General features: G+C 36.8%; 19 protein-coding genes. 17 read left to right on the top strand and 2 right to left on the bottom strand.

Annotated features, from left to right (window positions below; genetic code table 11):
- Positions 1-255 precede the first annotated feature (255 nt).
- The 10 genes from ACNHOZ_RS08970 to ACNHOZ_RS08925 all read left to right on the top strand — a co-directional run bounded on the left by ACNHOZ_RS08970 (position 256) and on the right by ACNHOZ_RS08925 (position 10,160).
- Entirely contained in the window at positions 256-1,431 is a 1,176-nt protein-coding gene (locus ACNHOZ_RS08970; RefSeq protein ID WP_033579416.1) for a branched-chain amino acid ABC transporter substrate-binding protein, read from the top strand.
- Positions 1,432-1,512: 81 nt separating this feature from the next.
- A complete protein-coding gene (locus tag ACNHOZ_RS08965; protein WP_033579574.1) occupies positions 1,513-2,499 on the top strand; it encodes a branched-chain amino acid ABC transporter permease in 987 nt (328 codons plus the stop codon).
- Between the two features lie 9 nt (positions 2,500-2,508).
- Entirely contained in the window at positions 2,509-3,795 is a 1,287-nt protein-coding gene (locus ACNHOZ_RS08960; RefSeq protein WP_048019041.1) for a branched-chain amino acid ABC transporter permease, read from the top strand.
- Positions 3,796-3,807: 12 nt separating this feature from the next.
- Entirely contained in the window at positions 3,808-4,605 is a 798-nt protein-coding gene (locus ACNHOZ_RS08955) for an ABC transporter ATP-binding protein (RefSeq protein ID WP_048019042.1), read from the top strand.
- Entirely contained in the window at positions 4,602-5,309 is a 708-nt protein-coding gene (locus ACNHOZ_RS08950) for an ABC transporter ATP-binding protein (protein ID WP_048019043.1), read from the top strand. The genes ACNHOZ_RS08955 and ACNHOZ_RS08950 overlap by 4 nt, the downstream gene beginning before the upstream one ends.
- A gap of 299 nt (positions 5,310-5,608) precedes the next feature.
- Entirely contained in the window at positions 5,609-6,517 is a 909-nt protein-coding gene (locus tag ACNHOZ_RS08945; RefSeq protein WP_028412856.1) for a hypothetical protein, read from the top strand.
- A gap of 216 nt (positions 6,518-6,733) precedes the next feature.
- Entirely contained in the window at positions 6,734-7,831 is a 1,098-nt protein-coding gene (locus tag ACNHOZ_RS08940; protein ID WP_048019044.1) for an acyltransferase, read from the top strand.
- Between the two features lie 121 nt (positions 7,832-7,952).
- Complete coding sequence (locus ACNHOZ_RS08935) at positions 7,953-8,489, top strand: sigma-70 family RNA polymerase sigma factor (RefSeq protein WP_048019045.1); 537 nt, start codon at positions 7,953-7,955, stop codon at positions 8,487-8,489.
- A gap of 1 nt (position 8,490) precedes the next feature.
- On the top strand, positions 8,491-8,889 hold the full coding sequence (locus tag ACNHOZ_RS08930) for a PadR family transcriptional regulator (protein WP_048019046.1): 399 nt from the start codon (positions 8,491-8,493) through the stop codon (positions 8,887-8,889).
- Positions 8,886-10,160: an FtsW/RodA/SpoVE family cell cycle protein gene (locus ACNHOZ_RS08925; protein ID WP_048019047.1), complete on the top strand. Its 1,275-nt coding sequence runs from the start codon at positions 8,886-8,888 to the stop codon at positions 10,158-10,160. The genes ACNHOZ_RS08930 and ACNHOZ_RS08925 overlap by 4 nt, the downstream gene beginning before the upstream one ends.
- 10 nt (positions 10,161-10,170) lie before the next feature.
- Here ACNHOZ_RS08925 and ACNHOZ_RS08920 read toward each other — a convergent pair whose 3' ends face one another.
- Entirely contained in the window at positions 10,171-10,458 is a 288-nt protein-coding gene (locus tag ACNHOZ_RS08920; RefSeq protein WP_048019048.1) for a hypothetical protein, read from the bottom strand.
- Positions 10,459-10,680: 222 nt separating this feature from the next.
- Here ACNHOZ_RS08920 and ACNHOZ_RS08915 point away from each other — a divergent pair, with 222 nt between their 5' ends.
- From ACNHOZ_RS08915 to ACNHOZ_RS08905, 3 genes are all read left to right on the top strand, one after another.
- Positions 10,681-11,169, top strand: coding sequence for a GyrI-like domain-containing protein (locus ACNHOZ_RS08915; protein ID WP_033579408.1), 489 nt, complete (start codon positions 10,681-10,683; stop codon positions 11,167-11,169).
- 93 nt (positions 11,170-11,262) lie between these two features.
- On the top strand, positions 11,263-11,553 hold the full coding sequence (locus ACNHOZ_RS08910; protein WP_013057601.1) for a hypothetical protein: 291 nt from the start codon (positions 11,263-11,265) through the stop codon (positions 11,551-11,553).
- A gap of 320 nt (positions 11,554-11,873) precedes the next feature.
- Entirely contained in the window at positions 11,874-12,332 is a 459-nt protein-coding gene (locus ACNHOZ_RS08905) for a hypothetical protein (RefSeq protein ID WP_033579407.1), read from the top strand.
- 41 nt (positions 12,333-12,373) lie between these two features.
- Here ACNHOZ_RS08905 and ACNHOZ_RS08900 read toward each other — a convergent pair whose 3' ends face one another.
- Positions 12,374-13,594, bottom strand: coding sequence for a DUF418 domain-containing protein (locus ACNHOZ_RS08900; RefSeq protein ID WP_048019049.1), 1,221 nt, complete (start codon positions 13,592-13,594; stop codon positions 12,374-12,376).
- Positions 13,595-13,759: 165 nt separating this feature from the next.
- Here ACNHOZ_RS08900 and ACNHOZ_RS08895 point away from each other — a divergent pair, with 165 nt between their 5' ends.
- The 4 genes from ACNHOZ_RS08895 (at position 13,760) to ACNHOZ_RS08880 (ending at position 17,561) form a co-directional block, all read left to right on the top strand.
- Positions 13,760-14,656, top strand: coding sequence for an NAD-dependent epimerase/dehydratase family protein (locus ACNHOZ_RS08895; RefSeq protein WP_028412863.1), 897 nt, complete (start codon positions 13,760-13,762; stop codon positions 14,654-14,656).
- A 121-nt stretch (positions 14,657-14,777) separates the two neighbouring features.
- Positions 14,778-15,224, top strand: a complete 447-nt coding sequence (locus tag ACNHOZ_RS08890; RefSeq protein ID WP_048019050.1) for an OsmC family protein — start codon at positions 14,778-14,780, stop codon at positions 15,222-15,224.
- A gap of 138 nt (positions 15,225-15,362) precedes the next feature.
- Positions 15,363-16,907 (top strand): MDR family MFS transporter, encoded by a 1,545-nt coding sequence (locus tag ACNHOZ_RS08885; RefSeq protein WP_048019051.1) that lies wholly within the window; start codon positions 15,363-15,365, stop codon positions 16,905-16,907.
- Positions 16,908-16,973: 66 nt separating this feature from the next.
- The gene (locus ACNHOZ_RS08880; RefSeq protein ID WP_028412866.1) at positions 16,974-17,561 is read left to right on the top strand and encodes a PadR family transcriptional regulator; all 588 of its coding nucleotides are present in this window, start codon (positions 16,974-16,976) and stop codon (positions 17,559-17,561) included.
- Positions 17,562-17,801 lie beyond the last annotated feature (240 nt).

The following is a 17,801-nucleotide window of genomic DNA, read 5'->3' as shown; positions in this document are numbered from 1 at the left end:
GTGAAATAGTGCTGTTTATCCTTTTATAATAGTAAAAAATGACTATAATTTTACTTTTATTAGTTTCTCTCTGTATAGGAGAGTGAATCTATTATGAAAGGATGTGACAATCAGTGTACATAAACAGCAAGCTTTTTTACCGTTTTCAGAAATGACATTTGCCGAAAAGATAAAAAGCGTTCTAGACGCGAACAAAGGGAGGGAAAATCGTTATAAAAGACTAGCCGCTATTACGCGTTTTATAACGATTACTACATGCTAAGTAAAAAAATGTTATCTATTTTAGCAACAACGGTCTTATCAGTAGGATTTGTAGCTGGCTGTGGCAGCAACAGTACATCAGGAGAAGATAAAGGCAGCAATGTTATTAAAATTGCTACGCAAAGCCCTTTGTCAGGAGGTAGTGCAACGTTAGGTGAAGCGATCAAACTGGGAGCTCAGCTAGCTCTTGATGAAGAAAAAGACACGTTTAAAAAATTAGGATATAAACTTCAGCTTGTGCCGTATGACGACCAAGGCGATCCTAAAAAAGGCGTAGCAAACGCTCAGTTAATCGGATCAGACAAAGCTGTCTATGGCGTAATAGGACATTTAAATTCAGGAGTTACCATTCCTTCATCTGAAACGTATGAGAAATACTCAATTCCAATGATTTCTCCTGCAAGTACAGCAACGGATGTAACAGACCGAAAGTTAAAAACAGTTAACCGCATTGTAGCCCGTGATGACTTCCAAGGGCCTGCAGGAGCGAAATATGCTGTTAAAGAGTTGAAAGCAAAAAATATTTTTGTCATTCAAGATAAAACAGCCTACGGACAAGGGCTTGCAGACGCTTTTAAAACAGCGGCTGAAAAAGAAGGGGCAAAAATTGTTGGATTTGAAGGAATTACAGTTGGAGAAAAAGATTTTAACGGTGTGTTAAATCAAGTCTCTAAAGAAAAGCCAGATCTCGTTTATTTTGGAGGGCTCTACGCAGAAGGCGGACTCTTAATTAAGCAAGCTCGTGACAAAGGAATTACCGCTAAATTTATGGGAGGAGATGGCTTAGACTCCTCAACTTTAGTTGATATTGCTGGAGATGCTGTAAAAGATACGTACCTTACGTCAGTAGCAGGAGATGCTTCCAAAACACAATTTGCTAAAGATTATGAGAAGAAATTCAATAAAAAAGTAGAGTCATATTCTGTATACGGGTATGATTCCATGAAGGTTATGCTTCAAGGTATTCAAAAAGCAATTGAAGACAATGATAAAAAGCTTCCTTCTCATGAAGCAGTGCGTGATGCTGTACGAGGTATTAAAGAATACAAAGGAGAACTTACGCAGGTAGGATTTGATGAGAAAGGAGACAATAAATACGCTAAAATCTTTATCTATAAGTTTGACGCTCCTTCATATCCAGCTAAATTAGAAGGGGAAATTTCACAGTAAACCTTAGAAAAGAAAGGTATGGATGTTCCGTACCTTTCTTTTCTTAAAATTGATTTTATAGGACGAAAGGGACGAGGTTATATGTTTGCTCATATTATACAAACGCTGCCGCAAGTGTTAATCGACGGACTAACATTAGGAGCTGTATATGCAATTATTGCCCTAGGTTATACGATGGTATATGGCATTTTAGAACTCATCAATTTTGCACACGGCGAAATTTTTATGTCAGGGGCCTTTATCGGAACCGCTATTTTAATAGGATTAACAGGCGTAGGTTGGATTGCAGCTTTTCCAGCTGTTGTGACGTTAATTTTAGTTCTTCTTATTACGAGTGTTGCGACTGGGTTTCTTGGTATGGGAATTGAAAGAGTGGCTTATCGCCCCCTGCGCAAGTCTTCTAAACTGATTACACTTATTACAGCTATCGGAATGTCGTTTCTATTACAGGATTTTGTGCGCTTCATTACGGAACTTAAGAATGGTAATTATATTGTTAATACCCCTGCTTTATTTTCAGGAAAAGTATCGGTTAACGCTTCTTCTCTTTCATCATCATTTGATGATGCTACATTTAAAGTAACGTTTATCGTAGTGTTAATTGTTGCTCTTTGCTTAATGATCGGACTCGAAATTTTCGTCAATCGAACCAAATGGGGAATGGCAATGAGAGCCGTAGCTCAAGATCCCGATACGGCTTCACTCATGTCCATTAATGTAAACAAAGTTATTTCTCTTACTTTTTTTATTGGTTCAGCTTTAGGGGGAGCAACCGGCGTGTTATTTGCGCTTCATTACGGAACAATTGACCCTTACATTGGTTTCATATTAGGATTAAAGGCTTTTACAGCAGCAGTTTTAGGAGGAATAGGCAATATACGAGGCGCAATGTTTGGAGGGCTAATGCTTGGCATTCTTGAAATGTTTGCAGCTGCGAATTTATCAACAATTACCGGCAATGTTTTAGGAGCAGAGTATAAAGATGTATTTGCATTTGCTATTTTGATTTTGGTGTTAATTTTTAAACCAGAAGGCTTATTTGGAAAAGCCGTTACAGAAAAAGTGTAGGTGATGACGATGAAAAAATTAATGAGTAGGCTTGAAGGAAACAAAAAGGCGCAAATCATTTTATTTTTTATATATGTAATTGCAACAAGCGGTAGTTTAATGCTTGCCCAAAATTCCGTCGTCGCATTTTTACTTCTTTTATTTTCATTATTACTTCTGTACTTTATGTCTCTTTCTACTAAATTAAAATGGCTAATAGCAGGGGTCATTTTAATTGTGTTGCTTCCTTTTTCAGCTAGCCAAGGCCCTGCTTATGAATCATATATGGAAGTATCTACGCTAGTAGGCATTTATGTTGCTATGGCACTTGGGTTGAACATTGTAGTCGGATTGGCCGGATTATTGGATTTGGGATTTGTTGCTTTCTTTGCAGTTGGGGCTTACACGTATGGAATTTTCGCGACTAATCAAGCTGCTAATTTTATGCCTTTTGGTACGTACCCATTATCAGGAGAAAGCTTTTGGTTTTTTATCATTGCAGGGTGCCTAATAGCCGCTTTATTTGGAGTTTTGCTTGGTATACCTGTGCTGCGCGTAAAAGGAGACTATCTAGCTATCGTTACGCTTGGATTCGGGGAAATTATTCGAATTGTGTTTAACAATTTGGATAAACCGATCAATATTACAAACGGGGCAATGGGGCTGTCCTCCGTGACGCCGCCTTCTATTTTTGGGATTAATTTAGTATATCCAAGTCAGTTCTATTATGTAGTATTAGTCATCTTAGCTGCGGTTATTTTTATTGTACGGCGATTTGAATATTCTAAAGTAGGACGATCGTGGAAAGCGGTTCGTGAAAATGAAATTGCCGCTCAAGCGATGGGAATTCACCTTGTTAGAACAAAGCTGCTTGCATTTGCTATTGGTGCATCATTTTCAGGCATGATGGGAGTTGTTTTTGCCGCGAAGCAAACGTTTGTCGATCCAACCAGCTTTACGCTGTTAGAATCTATTACGATTTTAGTGATGGTTATTTTAGGAGGAATGGGGAGCGTTCCGGGCGTCATACTTGGAGCAGCGGTTGTAACCATTCTTAATCTTCAAGTATTAACGGAGCTCACGGATTGGTTTAATCAGCTGAGCTTAAACGGAGTTATCTCTATACCGGATGCACTTTCGCCAGCTAAAATGCAGCGATTTATCTTTGGCGGACTTCTTATTTTATTTGCTCTATACAGGTCTCAGGGATTGCTTCCTGCTAAACAGCCTACGTTCGATTTGAAAGAGCTGAAAGAAGAAGCTGAAGAAGAAATACAGCCTGTGATTTCAACGGCTAAGAAAAACGTCAATCTATAGAGGTGAAAGAAATTGTCTATTTTAGAAGTGAAAAATGTAACCAAGACCTTTGGCGGTTTAGTTGCCAATCAAGACGTAACAATGGATATTCAAAAAAATTCAATAACAGCTGTAATAGGACCAAACGGCGCTGGAAAGACCACGTTTTTTAATATGGTGACAGGTGTTTATCAGCCAACCTCAGGTGATATTATGTTAAATGGTCAATCCATAACAGGGCTAAAACCTCACAGCGTATCAAAACAAGGGATTTCTCGGACATTTCAAAACATCAGGTTGTTTAGTAATATAACGGTTTTAGAAAATGTGTTAGTTGGGATGCACAACCATTTGAAAGCAACTACTTTTGAAACGCTGTTGAATTTACCTCGAGCAAGAAGAGCGGAAAAAGCAGCTAAAAAAGAAGCGTATAAGCTGTTGGAATACGTTGGGCTAGAAGCTTTATATAACGAAGTAGCCACTAACTTATCATATGGAGCGCAGCGCCGACTCGAAATTGCGAGAGCGTTAGCTACTAGACCCTCACTGTTATTATTAGACGAACCGGCTGCTGGTATGAATCCGCGTGAAACAAAAGAGCTGACGGATCTTATTCACACGATACGAAGAGACCGGGAAATAACCATTTTATTAATTGAGCATGACATGAAGCTCGTCATGGGAATTTCTGATCATATTATTGTATTAGATCATGGAATAAAAATTGCAGAAGGAAATGCTGAACATATCCGTACGCACCCGAAAGTGATCGAAGCCTATTTAGGAAAAGGAGCGGCAGAGGAGATAGAAAGGAAGGAGAAAAGCACATGACTCTACTAAAGTTAACTGAAGTTGACACCTTTTACGGAGGAATTCAAGCGCTTAAAGGAATATCGATTGATGTAGAAGAAGGAGAAATTGTGACTCTTATTGGAAGCAATGGAGCCGGTAAATCTACCACATTAAAGTCCATTAGCGGTCAAGCTCCTGTCAAAGCAGGTAGTATCGTGTATAAAGGCACCCACATCACGAAATTCCCTCCTCACCAAACGGCCCGGCTAGGAATAGCTCACGTACCAGAAGGAAGAAAAATTTTCCCTAAGATGACGGTAAAAGAAAATTTAACGATTGGAGCCTTCTCACTTTCTAATAAAAAAATAATAGAAGAAAATATGGCTAGAGTACTCACATATTTTCCGAGATTAAAAGAAAGGCTGACTCAAAAAGGAGGAACGATGAGCGGCGGTGAACAGCAAATGCTAGCTATCGGGCGAGCGCTTATGATGAACCCTTCTATGCTTATGCTAGATGAACCTTCTATGGGGCTTGCTCCCATCATTGTAGAACAAATATTTGAAATCATTATGGAATTAAATAAAAGCGGAATGACCATTTTGCTCGTTGAACAAAACGCTTATCAAGCACTGCAAATCGCGCACCGAGGCTACGTGATTCAAACGGGAGAAATTATTTTGCAAGGAAAAGGACCGGAATTAATTCACAATGAAAAAATAAAAGAAGCTTATTTAGCTTAAAAAATAAACCGCATCGCGTTTTAACGCTGCGGTTTATTTTTGTTCACAGGGGATGATTTGGATAAAGCAGGTAAGCATTGCTATTATCTGGTTTAGTTTCTTAATTAAGTAGGGAACGTTTAAAATAAGATTATTGAATAAGTGAGTAATTAGATAACCTCCTAGATGAAAGGAATGCTTCCATTTAAAGCTTTTTCATAAAAAACAAAAAAAGTTGAAACTTTTTTCATCAAAAAACGTTTATAAAGTAATAGAAAAAAATGGGTACGGTTATTTACACTCAAAAAGGAAGTGAGAGCGTGGCGACGCTGAAAACTAATTATTTGACTGACTTATGCTTAATCTATAGAGAAAGTCAATTTTATGTAATGCAAATACCTAGTTTCTACAAAAAAATGGCTAGCAAATACTTTCAGTTTCAGCCCCAAGAAAAAATAATTGCGTATTTACACAGCTCTTTTATAGCGGGCCTAGATAAAAGGGGAATTTGCTTTACAAATAAGGGGATTTACTGGAAAAGCAGAGGGATGAAAAAAGGAAAAATGTTATGGGAAGATTTCGCTAACATTCAATCCATTACCATTCGAAAAGAAGAAATGATTTGTTTTAATGACGTGGAGAAATTTCAAGTCAATCAAAACGATTACTCAGCTAGAAAGCTAGTATCTCTATTAAAAAAAATCAAGAAATTTATTCGCACTCATTCCCATGAATATATGTGTCAAGACTATATATATCCATGTGTATCCTCAAAAGAATTAACTTCTATTTGTTCATCTTTTCAAATTCATCAAACACCTGATCCAAAAGATGTGTTGTCGGTAGCAGGACAACTATGTGAAGAAGTTGAAAAAGAGATGCGAAACAGGCTCTATTTACCTGCAAAAGAAAAAATTGTAGCTCATTTAAATACATATCCTCTTCAAAAAACCGAGGGCATTACCGTTTGTTCTAAAGGAATTTATTTCTCAAAATCTTTTAAAACAGTTTATTACCCTTGGCACTTATTTCGCCACGTGAGTATTTCAGTGGAAACAGAGGAATTAAAAATTGCTAAAAAACATTCGTTATCTCTCAACTCAGCTGCCGTATCAAGCGGAGAAGTAATGCTGTTTCTCAAACAAATTAAACAGCATGTGCAGGCTTTGCATGAAAAAGAAATCGATATTAAACAAGATAATAAGTTTGCATGGAAAATGTTAATTTAAAAAACAGGTTACCGATAATCTGTTTTTTGTTTTGTAGTTCTTTAGAATCATTTATTTGGAATATTGAAAGACATCATACAAGTAAACAAGACTAGAATATTGGAAGTTAAGAAATTTTTTCCATGACTATAAGGTTAATTTTACCAAAATGTCTTTTTCGTTTGGATAATTATGCTAAAATAGAGCTCGAGTTTATTTTAAGGAGCTGACAACAAGATGGAACGTAATTATTCAATTGATTTTATTAAGTTTTTTGCTACAGTGTTTGTGGTTTGTATTCATGTTAATCCATCACATAACGATTTCTTTTTAGGGAACCAGGAAAATGTGCTAGATGTCATTGTTGACACATTTGCACGATTCGCGGTTCCTTTTTTCTTTATTGTATCAGGGTATTTGTTTATGAATAAAATTCAAAAACATCCAAAACCTTCTGCATACTTAAAAAAATACACGTGGAATATTTCAAAGCTTTATGCATGTTGGTTCATCTTTTATTTATTGTTTGGTGTAGTTCTGCGCTTATTTCAAAACCACGGAACATTAGCAGAGCGAAAAGATGCAGTAGCTGATTATTTAACATCATCCATCACATTCAAAGATATCTTTTATTATGGAAGTGACACAAGCGGATTTCAGCTTTGGTACTTAATTGCGTTAATTTGGGCTGTTGTCATCGTTTTCTTATTTCAAAGATGGAAAAAGATCGGTTTATTAATGCTTATCAGCACCGTATTATATGTAACTGGGTTATTTGGACAGTCTTATTCTTTATTTTTTCCACTTTCTTTTCAAACGAGAGATGCCCTGTTCTTTGGTTTGTTCTATACAGTATTAGGAGCTATGTTTGCCCTATACGGCCAGCGAATTCTATCAGTATTAAACGTAAGGCCAATGATTTATTTAGCCAGCTTTTTTGTGTTTTCAGCGTTAGAGATCGCCGAGCGCTACTGGTTGGTTAATATCCAGCACAGCAAGCCCGGAGACTATTTTATTTCTACGATTTTTTTATCAGCATCATTGTTTTTATTCGTATTAAGCAGTCCAAGTCTTGGCAAAAACTCGTTTTTTTCAAAGGTTGGGAAAAATTCAGTTGGCATTTATGTCGTGCATATATGTATATTAAATGAGACCTATCGATTGCTTCGTTCCATAGATTCTTCTTTCTTTACAAATAGTATCGTCGCATATGTACTTATCGTCCCAGCAGTTTTTTGGTGCTCGTACTATTTATACAGAGGGATTCAATGGACAAAGGGAAAATTACATGCAAAGCCGCACAAACATTCGTTTACAAAGCTACAGCATAAATAAGAAAAGCACCGGAGCAAGGGACTGACCCCAAAGCTTCCGGTGTTTTTTTGATAAAAAATAAGTAATTTAAAACCTAATTGGCTTGAGCTTCGTCTAATGTATTGAAAAAGAGGTGAGTGAAGTGAACGATTTGCTATTTGCATTAGTAGAGCAAGAAGAGTATGAAATTCTTTTAGAAGAGGCTATGAATGAATATGGTCAATCCATCTTGCAGCTTGTATATTCTTACGTGCGAAATTCTACTGTTAGTGAGGATTTGACACAAGAAATTTTTGTGAAGTTTTATAATTCTCTTTCTACGTATTCTAAGCAATCTAGTTTGAAAACTTGGTTATGGCGCATTGCTATTAATCACTGCAAAGATTATTTAAAAAGTTGGTACGTGCGAAAAATGCAATTTACAGAACATATACATACGATTTTTGAATCAAGCAAAGAAATGATCGAAGAAGAAATGGTAAAAAAAGAGGAGTCTGAAGAATTGGTTCAAACTGTAATGAGTCTTCCATTAAAGTATAGAGAACTCATTTATCTACATTATTTCGAAGAATACACAATTAAAGAAATAGCTGAGCTTTTATCTATTAATTCTAATACGATTAAAACACGATTACGGCGCGGAAAAGAATTGTTAAAACAAATGATAGAGGAGGGCTAATATGGATGAAAGATTACGTCATCTAAAAGGCTCAATGAAGCAATCTGTATTCCAAAACCTGCAGTTTACTGACAAGCACAAGCAAGCTATTAAGCGACAAATAAAACAAGAAAACATTTTACTGCCAGCGCTACAGCTTCTGTCAGTTGAAAAAAATGGAATAGAACTTGTTCAAAAATTACGGAGTAGAGGAATTCAAGAGTTTGATGAACAAGAAGGGTTTGTGTACATTCTGCTGCATCAGCTTGAGCAAAAATCATACGTAACAAGCCGCTGGAAAGAAGATCAGAAGAAATACTATCAGCTGAATAGTAAAGGTAAAAAGGTAATGAAAAGCTTAGAAAATGGAAGTCAACGATCAGCTTTTGTCCTTCAAGGGTTATTAGGAGGAGGACAATGAAAAAAGAAGAATTTTTACAGTCAATTACTCAAGAAATAAAACATAAAGAAGCAAAAGAAGCAGTGCATCAAGAGCTTGATGCCCATATTAAAAACTTAGAACGAGAATCTATTCAGCGCGGTGTTTCTCAAGAGGAAGCTGAAAAAAAAGCTGTTGAACAAATGGGCAGTTCAGCGGAACTAAGCAGACGCTTTCAAAAGCTATACCGCACAAAGATTGATTGGATCTTAGTTTCATTATTTGTTGCAGCGTTAGGCTTAGGAATGTTGACAATTAAGCTAGGTTCATCTATATCAATGGAAACCAAACTTATTACTGCATTAATTGGACTAGCCCTGACAGCAGTATGTGCTTTTCAAAACTACCGCAAGTGGAGAGAGTGGGGGTGGGTAGCATTTATAGCTCCTACACTCCTCCTTGTAGTATTTAATCTGCATATATTGCCAGAAAGGATTCAACCAAACGTTCAAGGTACAACCGTAGTAAACCTATCTTTTTTTAGCCTAGATTTAAATTTCATTTTAATATTTTATTTAATAGGTTGGGGATATATTTTACAACGTAGGTCATGTAACGTTCCCATTATAGCAGTACTATTTATTTTAACCATAGTCTTATACGGGCGTTTAACTAGTATTCCTAATGTGATGATGTACATCATCATGATCGCTTCTATGTTTATATTTAGTGCTCGTAAACATGCTAAAAAGATCACTTTGTTGTTTCTACTCACACTGTTTATAATTATAGCCGTTATGCTGCTCCTTTCAGGAAGCTCTTATTACTTAAGTCGTCTATCAATTGTGTTGCATCCAGGGAAAGATCCAGCAGGGGCAGGCTACGTCCCTGTACATCTTTCTCGCCTGTTCCATCAGGCTGAGTGGCTTCCTCAAGCTAATCCATCAGAGGGATACCGAATAGGTGGAATCGACACAGAATTTGTATATGCAGGTTTGACCTATGCCTACGGCTGGGGAATTTCAATTTTTATTATGCTAGTGTTGAGTGCTTTATTAGTAAAAATGATACTGTTAATTAAACAGATTCGCGGTCCGTTTGGAAAAATGCTTGTTTCCGGAAGCGTAAGCGTGTATGCATTTCAGTTGCTTTATAATTTAGGTATGTCGTTTAATCTCCTCCCAATTATGGGTGTATGGTTGCCATTTATAAGTTATGGTATGGGTCCCACAATTGCAAATGCGGTGTTCATTGGCATTGTGCTTAGTATATATAAAACAAAAGATATACCGATAAAAGAGCTGGCTAACTAAGCCAGCTCTTTTATGATGCAATAGCATACAAAAGCTGCTTTTGCATTCTAGGAGATAAAGGAATATTTTGATACAATTCGTAAATATGATGTTCGTTCCGGTGATAACAAATCCAATCCTTGTACGTTCCTTTTAAGAAGATGCGAAAAAACACGATTCGCTTATTCGTGCCGCCTGTTTTTAATTCAATTTTCAAATCATCTGTTTCTAATGTATACTGTACTGTAGAAGAGGAGAGAGCAAGTTTAGTTGTTTTTTTACTTGTTTTAATGAATTCGGCAAGTTCAATGATCTTCATTTTTTTACCTCACTCTATTGTAAATTAGGGGTATCTTATACGTATGATGTGTACAAAGAAAATAGAATCGTTTTTTTTATAGTTTAGAAGAATGATCTTCAGCCCCTTCGTTAAGGGATTTGCATAAAAGGTTGACGTTTTCTTTGAATACAAATAAAATGCATATTAAGAAGTATTTCCCTCATTGTAACTACAGAAAAAGAAGAATTAAGGGGGCTCAATATGTTGACTGACTTAGTCGTAAGTCAAAAAGTAGTCAAGGTAAATGAATTTACTGTTGTAGGAGTGCCTATTCGAACAGATGAACCTGTGGAAGAAACGGGCACAGGTCTTATTCCTGAGCACTGGCAGACTTTTTATAAACAACAGTTAGCTAATAAAATCGCCAATAAAGTAAATGGTAATACATTTGCTCTTTATACAGAATTTGAATATAATCAAAAAATGGATTTTACATTTGCTCTAGGATATGAAGTTTTACCTGGCGGCGAACTCAAAGATGATATGAGAGAGTTCATCATCCCAGAAGGTGAATATATGGTGTTTACAACAGCTGTTGGGCCAGCTAGACAGGTAGTAGTAGAGGCTTGGGCTTATATTCGCGAGTGGGCTAAAAAAAATCATCGTGCCTATAAAATAGACTTTGAATTATATGATGAACGCTGTATTGATCCTGAGTGCAGTCAAGTTGATATTTATGTTTCGATTTAATAGCTAGTTTTGCTAAGTAGTTAAGATGCAGATAAGCGTTTTTTGCTGCGTTCTTACTTTTGACGATAGGAATACAAAAGGGGTTTAGCGAGAGTGATCAGCAACGATTTATTACAAGCTTTAAAAGACGGATATAAACAGAGAATTAAATGGGTACTTATAAGTCAAATGGCACTGTTCATCACCGTAGCAGTCATACTTGTATCAAATTTTGTCACTAAATTTTCGTTTAACCAATTAAGCTTTATTTTTGTTTTGGTTAGTATAAGTTCGCTGTTATCAGGGGTAGAGCACGTATTGTTAAAACGTGAGAAGTGGCAATGGATTTTTGATTTTATTTTAGCTGCTTTTTTTATTGGTTTATCTATTTTTTTACACCGTTAAAGCGCCTGATTCAGCGCTTTTTTATTTTGGGCAGCACCGCACGCAATGTTCGAATCTTTCTAGTATAAACAAAAAATAGGTATTTATGACGAAAACAGTCAGAAAATTCAGTAAAAAAGTCTTGTATCTTGTCTTTATTTCGATTATGATAAGTTTACACCCTTCGTATTCACTTCTTTGGATGTCAGTACCTCTATTTTTACACTACAGAAAAGAGGTGAAGCCATTTCTTCAGTTTTCCTGCTAGCCTGCATATTAACCCTTTTAGCTATTTTATTTAGTAGCAACTACCCTCAAAATTAAAGGAGAGATCCGCGCTTATGTCAAAAGCTCCTGTAAAAAACGATATTGAACTTCAACTATCTGAAACGCACTTTTTTCAACTGCTTGATTTAATTTATTTAGGTAACTGGATGGTCACAGCATGTTCTGGAGTGGAAGATGAGCATGCACAGGAATATACGGATGTAGAAAAACAAATGTTTTCACATGCAGAGCCTTTCCTTGAAAAAGGACCTTTTCACACGCTAAACAGTGAGGTTATGTTTACAGAAGAACATGAAGATTCTCTTCAAGATATTATTGGAGAATACGATAACGAAGTGTTTTGGGAAGCGCTAGCCTATCGCATGGCTAAACGAGATGTGATAGAGCAAATAGGACCCACTAAAGAAATAAAAAATGAAGTTTTTATGCAAATTTTTCATCGAGAAATGGATTATATACGAGAGTTTGAGACAAATGGAATTAAACGAATAACTATACCGCCTTTGCAGTAAAGGAGACAAATCGGCTTTCAACCTTGAAGGCCGATTTGCTGTTAAGCTGAAGCTTTTCTATTCCGCCTGAGAGGCGGGAGAGATCGGTATGTAAAGCTCCGCCATAACCATTCACACGGACCGTAATAGAAATAATAAAGCCACCACTTATTAAGAAAAAGCTGGAGTGTATAGATGATGAGACAAATAACCGTGCTTTCCGTTAAGGTAAGAGTTCCGTATAAACCAAAGACTCGAACCATCCACAGGCAAATTAAAGTTTGGCTAAGGTAAGTTGTTAATGCCATTGTTCCACTATACTTAAAAAGACCCAGCATTGAAGCGTAAGGAGAAAATTGCAGGAATAACAGTAAGGTGGTAAGATAAAAAAAACATAGAAAAATGCCGCTCAAACTTGTAAAAAGGTGAATGGCCGCCTGCTGATAGAGTTCGTATCTTAAAATCTCTGTTTTTAGCATGGCCAGAATAATAGTTAAAGTGAAACCTGCTGCGCCTGTTATTGACTGAATTTTCTTGAAAAAAGAACGATTTTGTTCGATATTATGTACCAATCCTTTTTTAGCCGTATATAAGCCAAATAACAACATAGAAAATACGGGAAAGATAGAAAACGGTAGATTTAATAGCATAGGCACCACTTCAACATTCAAACGATAAAACAGCCAAGATAAATAGTCTGCTTGCCTGTAGGTGGATAAATATTGGGTTAAGACATGTTCATGTAAAGCTTTATACTCCCACTGAGCCTCCTGCAAGACGTGTGCTGGAGTAAAAAACTGCATACAAGCCAAAAGATAAAAAAAGCATAGCAAGCCTATTGCCCACAGCAAAATCGTCTTAGCTTTTCGATTGTAAAAAAAGAATAATAAAAGACCGCCAATAGCATACACATGCAAAATGTCTCCATACCAGAAAAAGACAAGATGAAAAAGCCCGATTAATAGCAAAGCAGCCATTCTTCTTGACCATAAAGCAGCGGCAAAGTACTGCTTTTCTTCAGCTCTATGCAAAAAAATTCCGCATCCAAGTCCAAACAAAAAAGAAAAGATGGTAAAAAACTTCCCTTGGACAAACAGCTGCAAGAATAAATCAATATAAGCATCTATTCCTTCATACTTATAAGAAACATTGTACAGCTGAAAAATAAATATCGGAGAAGTAAAAGCCGGTATATTCACTAAAAAAATGCCCAGCAAAGCAATGCCCCGAATAATATCAAGAATAACAAGACGTTCGTTAAGGGGAAGTGGAGAAGGATTCATCGCTGTCGCTCCTTTTGGTTAGATATGTACATCTTAACACGGCAGTGGCGAAAAAATAGGTGGAAGTACAAAAAAATAAGCGGAAAGATTCATAGCTTTATGGATGAAAAAGTTGGATAATAATGGTATGGTCACCCATATCAAATATGAAAGGTGGAGAAAAAGATGAAAACAGCACTTGTGTTAGGTGGAACGCGTTTTTTCGGAAAAAATTTAGTTCAGACATTGCTTTCTAAAGGAGTACAGGTTACGTTAGCAACGCGAGGTAAAACACCGGATGATTTCGGCGACCGAGTTGAGCGAATTTTTCTTGATCGTGTAGAAAAAGATTCTGTAATCGAAACAACAAGAGGAAGAAAATGGGATGTTATCTTCGATCAAATATGCTATTCTTCACACGGCGCAGCTGTTGCTGTTGAAGCTTTTCGTCATAGTACGAGTCACTATGTACTTACCTCGACTCTTTCAGTATATGGTTCTTTAGAAAAAACGTGTTATGAAGAAGATTTTGATCCATACAAGTATCCTATTTCATATACACGCCGTGAAAATATTTCCTATCAAGAAGGAAAACGCCAAGCCGAGGCAGTATTCTTTCAAAAAGCACCGTTTTCGGTAACAGCTGTCCGTTTTCCAATTGTCATGGGAAAAGATGATTATACGGACCGCTTGCGTTTTCACATAGAAAAAATTATGCATGGAGAAGAAATTGGTGTACCGGCTATTGAAGCAGAAATGAACTTCATTTCACAGGAAGAAGCAGGTGAATTTTTAGTTTGGTGTGCAGAACAGAAGCTAAAAGGGCCGATTAACGCTTGTTCAAATGGTACCATTTCACTCAAAAATTTATTTTCATATATTGAACAAGCAGCGGATAAAACAGCAAGAACAACCTCTCGTTTAACGGATGAAAATAGTTCTCCGTACGGAGTAGATCATTCTTGGACGATGAGCAATGAAAAAGCTAGCTTTTGGGGATATTCATTTACGAACCTGCAGGACTGGCTGCCTTCATTAATCAAAACTGTCGTTGAAAGCGAAAAGAAAGTACCTTTAAGTTAGAGAACAACAAAGACTGCACGTTTAGCAGTCTTTTTGCTGTTACAAGCAGAACATTTTTATTTTATGAGCAAAAAAGGTACGCTAAGTATACATCATTATATAGAAGAAAGAAGGATACACTATGGCAAAACATCACTTTCATTTGCAAGCAAATTGGCCAGGAGGCCGAAATGAAGTGGGAACAATTGAAGCAGGGCAATTAAAAACAAACATTTCTATTCCACCAGAAATGGACGGGCCAGGAGCCGGGACAAATCCAGATGAAATGCTGCTAGGAGCAGCAGCCACCTGCTACATTATCACGCTTGCAGCGATGCTAGAAAGAAGTGGAATCCATCAGGAGGCTTTAACGATGGAATCAGAAGCTATCGTGGACGTAATGAATGGTGTGTTTACGTACGAAAAAATCATTCATAAACCTCACGTGATCGTCACACCTGAATTCGCGGCCCAAGAAGAGAAAATCAATCGACTTATAAAAAAAGCAGAAACGTCCTGTATGATTTCAAGAGCCATTCAAGGAAATGTAGAGATCGAATTAGAACCTCAGTTCACAGTAAAAGCGTAATGAATCCATTACGCTTTTGTTATGTTTATTTCTAAAAATAGCACATTTAAGATTGTAAAATACTCAAATTTGAATATAATAATTTAAGTAGCTATCATTTCTGTTCATCAAAAAGATGACGCGAAAGGAGGAACTGAAATGGTTTCATCAGAAAAACATATTCGTTTTATCGTAGCAGGATTGCTGCTCGGTATTTTTATGTCAGCCATGGATAATACCATCGTAGCGACGGCTATGGGGAAAATCATTTCTGATCTAGGCGGATTAGATAAGTTTGTTTGGGTTACGTCCGCTTATATGGTTGCCGTGATGGCAGGTATGCCGATATTTGGTAAACTATCTGATATGTACGGCCGTAAACGGTTTTTTATTTTTGGGTTAACCGTATTCTTACTTGGATCCGCGTTGTGTGGTTTAGCACAAAGCATTGTGCAGCTAAGTATTTACCGAGCGATTCAAGGAATTGGAGGAGGAGCGCTTCTTCCGATTGCTTTTACCATCGTATTTGATATTTTCCCTCCTGAAAAACGCGGGAAAATGACGGGATTATTAGGTGCCGTTTTTGGCTCAGCAAGCGTATTTGGTCCACTTCTCGGTGCTTACATTACGGAATACATCAGCTGGCACTGGGTGTTTTACGTGAACGTGCCAATTGGACTTTTATCGTTATTTTTTATTATGCGCTTTTATAAAGAGTCAAAAAGTCATAAAAAGCAAAAAATTGACTGGGCTGGTGCAGCCACTCTTGTCATTTCAGTAGTAAGTTTAATGTTTGCTCTTGAACTTGGAGGAAAAGAGTATGAGTGGTCTTCTCCGCAAATTTTATCTCTTTTTGCTATCTTTGCTGTGGCGCTGTCACTCTTCTTTTTTGTGGAAAAGCGCGCGCAAGAGCCGATTATTTCATTTTGGATGTTCAAGCGCCGTTTATTTGCAACATCACAAATTCTCGCTTTCTTATACGGAGCAACGTTTATTATTTTAACGGTATTTATTCCTATTTTCGTTCAAGCTGTCTACGGAGGTTCTGCTACAAATGCAGGTTTAATTTTAACTCCGATGATGTTAGGCTCAGTAGCAGGAAGTGCGATCGGCGGGATTTTTCTCACAAAAACAAGCTTCCGAAACTTGATGATTATGTCCGTTTTTTCATTTGCAGTAGGAATGTTCTTGTTAGGAACAATGGAACCTGATACACCTCGTTGGATGCTCACGGTATTTATGATTTTGACTGGATTTGGCGTAGGATTTAGCTTTTCTCTTTTACCAACGTCGTCAACTCATAAGCTAGATCCACAGTTTAGAGGTTCTGCCAACTCAACAAACTCATTTGCTCGTTCTTTAGGAATGACGCTGGGAGTTACGATTTTTGGAACGATTCAAAGCAATACATTTACAAATGAGCTGCAGCGCAATTTTCAAGGTATGGGAAATGGATCACAAGGAGCATTTTCTCAAATAGGAGATCCGAGTGCAGTTTTTCAATCAAGTGCCCGAAAGAGCATTCCGCCTCAAATATTAGATAAGATTGTTGATGCTATGTCTACATCGATCACGTATGCATTTATGCTTGCTCTTATTCCAATTGCAGTAGCTATTATTACTGTCTTTTTAATGGGAAATGAACGAGTGGAAGTTCCCCCTAAAAAGCGGGTAGAAGCTAAGGAACCGGCAGCTCAAAAATAGAAAAGGCACGAATTTATTCGTGCTTTTTTTACTAAATAAGATGCATATCAAGAGGTGAAAGGTGTTATGAGTGTTAAATTAGTCATACTGGGCTTATTAATGGAAGGAAATAAGCACCCTTATGAAATTCAGCAAACCATTAATGAAAGACAAATGAAGCACTATATTAAACTTGCAAGCGGTTCTTTATATTACGCTTTTGATACGCTCGAAAAAGATCAGCTGGTGAAAGTAGTCGATGTGATTCGAGAGACGAACAGACCTGAAAAGACCGTTTATTCTATCACGGATGCAGGAAGAGAAGAATTTGAACGCCTTTATTTTGAACAGCTGTTAAAAAAAGAGCATATGCATAGACCTGTTTATGCTGCTCTTTCATTTACTTCTTACGTGGATCAAAAAAAAGTGGCTTCTGCTTTAGAAAAAAAGATTGAGGAAACGGCAGCTTATTTAGAAAAAATGCAAAATTTGTACCAAGTTAAAAAGGTGGATCATTCCATTGCAAATCTGTCGATCATTATGCGCACGATTATGCATTTGAAAGTAGAACTAACTTGGTTCACTCATTTACTCGAAGCGGCGAAAAGCAGCAAGCTTACAGAAGTAGATGATGGTTATTTTAAAGACGTTGAAAAAATCGTAGATGAGTTTTAAAAAAAGAAGCAAAACACTGCTTCTTTTTTTAAATAGTCATAAAATATATTTCAAGCAATTTAATTTTGCCAAAAGCTAGGTCAATAACAATTAATTAACACCTGATTCGACCTTTAATCAGCTTTACTTATAAAACGCTTTCAAAAAGTAGTAAGACTATTAAAAAAGTAAAAAAAATTAAAGAAATATAGCGATTTCATTTTGATTGACGAGTAAAAGAGTGGTAAAATATAAGCAGAT

This window comes from Priestia sp. D51, from assembly GCF_053345675.1.
Note: the sequence above shows the minus strand (reverse complement) of the source record. Positions and strands in the feature narration are given on the sequence as shown.

Excerpts from the sequence above, each read along its gene's own strand:
- ACNHOZ_RS08970 (WP_033579416.1), top strand. The coding sequence starts at position 256 with ATGCTAAGTAAAAAAATGTTATCTATTTTAGCAACAACGGTCTTATCA.
- ACNHOZ_RS08965 (WP_033579574.1), top strand. The coding sequence starts at position 1,513 with ATGTTTGCTCATATTATACAAACGCTGCCGCAAGTGTTAATCGACGGA.
- ACNHOZ_RS08960 (WP_048019041.1), top strand. The coding sequence starts at position 2,509 with ATGAAAAAATTAATGAGTAGGCTTGAAGGAAACAAAAAGGCGCAAATC.
- ACNHOZ_RS08950 (WP_048019043.1), top strand. The coding sequence starts at position 4,602 with ATGACTCTACTAAAGTTAACTGAAGTTGACACCTTTTACGGAGGAATT.
- ACNHOZ_RS08940 (WP_048019044.1), top strand. The coding sequence starts at position 6,734 with ATGGAACGTAATTATTCAATTGATTTTATTAAGTTTTTTGCTACAGTG.
- ACNHOZ_RS08930 (WP_048019046.1), top strand. The coding sequence starts at position 8,491 with ATGGATGAAAGATTACGTCATCTAAAAGGCTCAATGAAGCAATCTGTA.
- ACNHOZ_RS08925 (WP_048019047.1), top strand. The coding sequence starts at position 8,886 with ATGAAAAAAGAAGAATTTTTACAGTCAATTACTCAAGAAATAAAACAT.
- ACNHOZ_RS08920 (WP_048019048.1), bottom strand. The coding sequence starts at position 10,458 with ATGAAGATCATTGAACTTGCCGAATTCATTAAAACAAGTAAAAAAACA.
- ACNHOZ_RS08915 (WP_033579408.1), top strand. The coding sequence starts at position 10,681 with ATGTTGACTGACTTAGTCGTAAGTCAAAAAGTAGTCAAGGTAAATGAA.
- ACNHOZ_RS08905 (WP_033579407.1), top strand. The coding sequence starts at position 11,874 with ATGTCAAAAGCTCCTGTAAAAAACGATATTGAACTTCAACTATCTGAA.
- ACNHOZ_RS08900 (WP_048019049.1), bottom strand. The coding sequence starts at position 13,594 with ATGAATCCTTCTCCACTTCCCCTTAACGAACGTCTTGTTATTCTTGAT.
- ACNHOZ_RS08895 (WP_028412863.1), top strand. The coding sequence starts at position 13,760 with ATGAAAACAGCACTTGTGTTAGGTGGAACGCGTTTTTTCGGAAAAAAT.
- ACNHOZ_RS08890 (WP_048019050.1), top strand. The coding sequence starts at position 14,778 with ATGGCAAAACATCACTTTCATTTGCAAGCAAATTGGCCAGGAGGCCGA.
- ACNHOZ_RS08885 (WP_048019051.1), top strand. The coding sequence starts at position 15,363 with ATGGTTTCATCAGAAAAACATATTCGTTTTATCGTAGCAGGATTGCTG.
- ACNHOZ_RS08880 (WP_028412866.1), top strand. The coding sequence starts at position 16,974 with ATGAGTGTTAAATTAGTCATACTGGGCTTATTAATGGAAGGAAATAAG.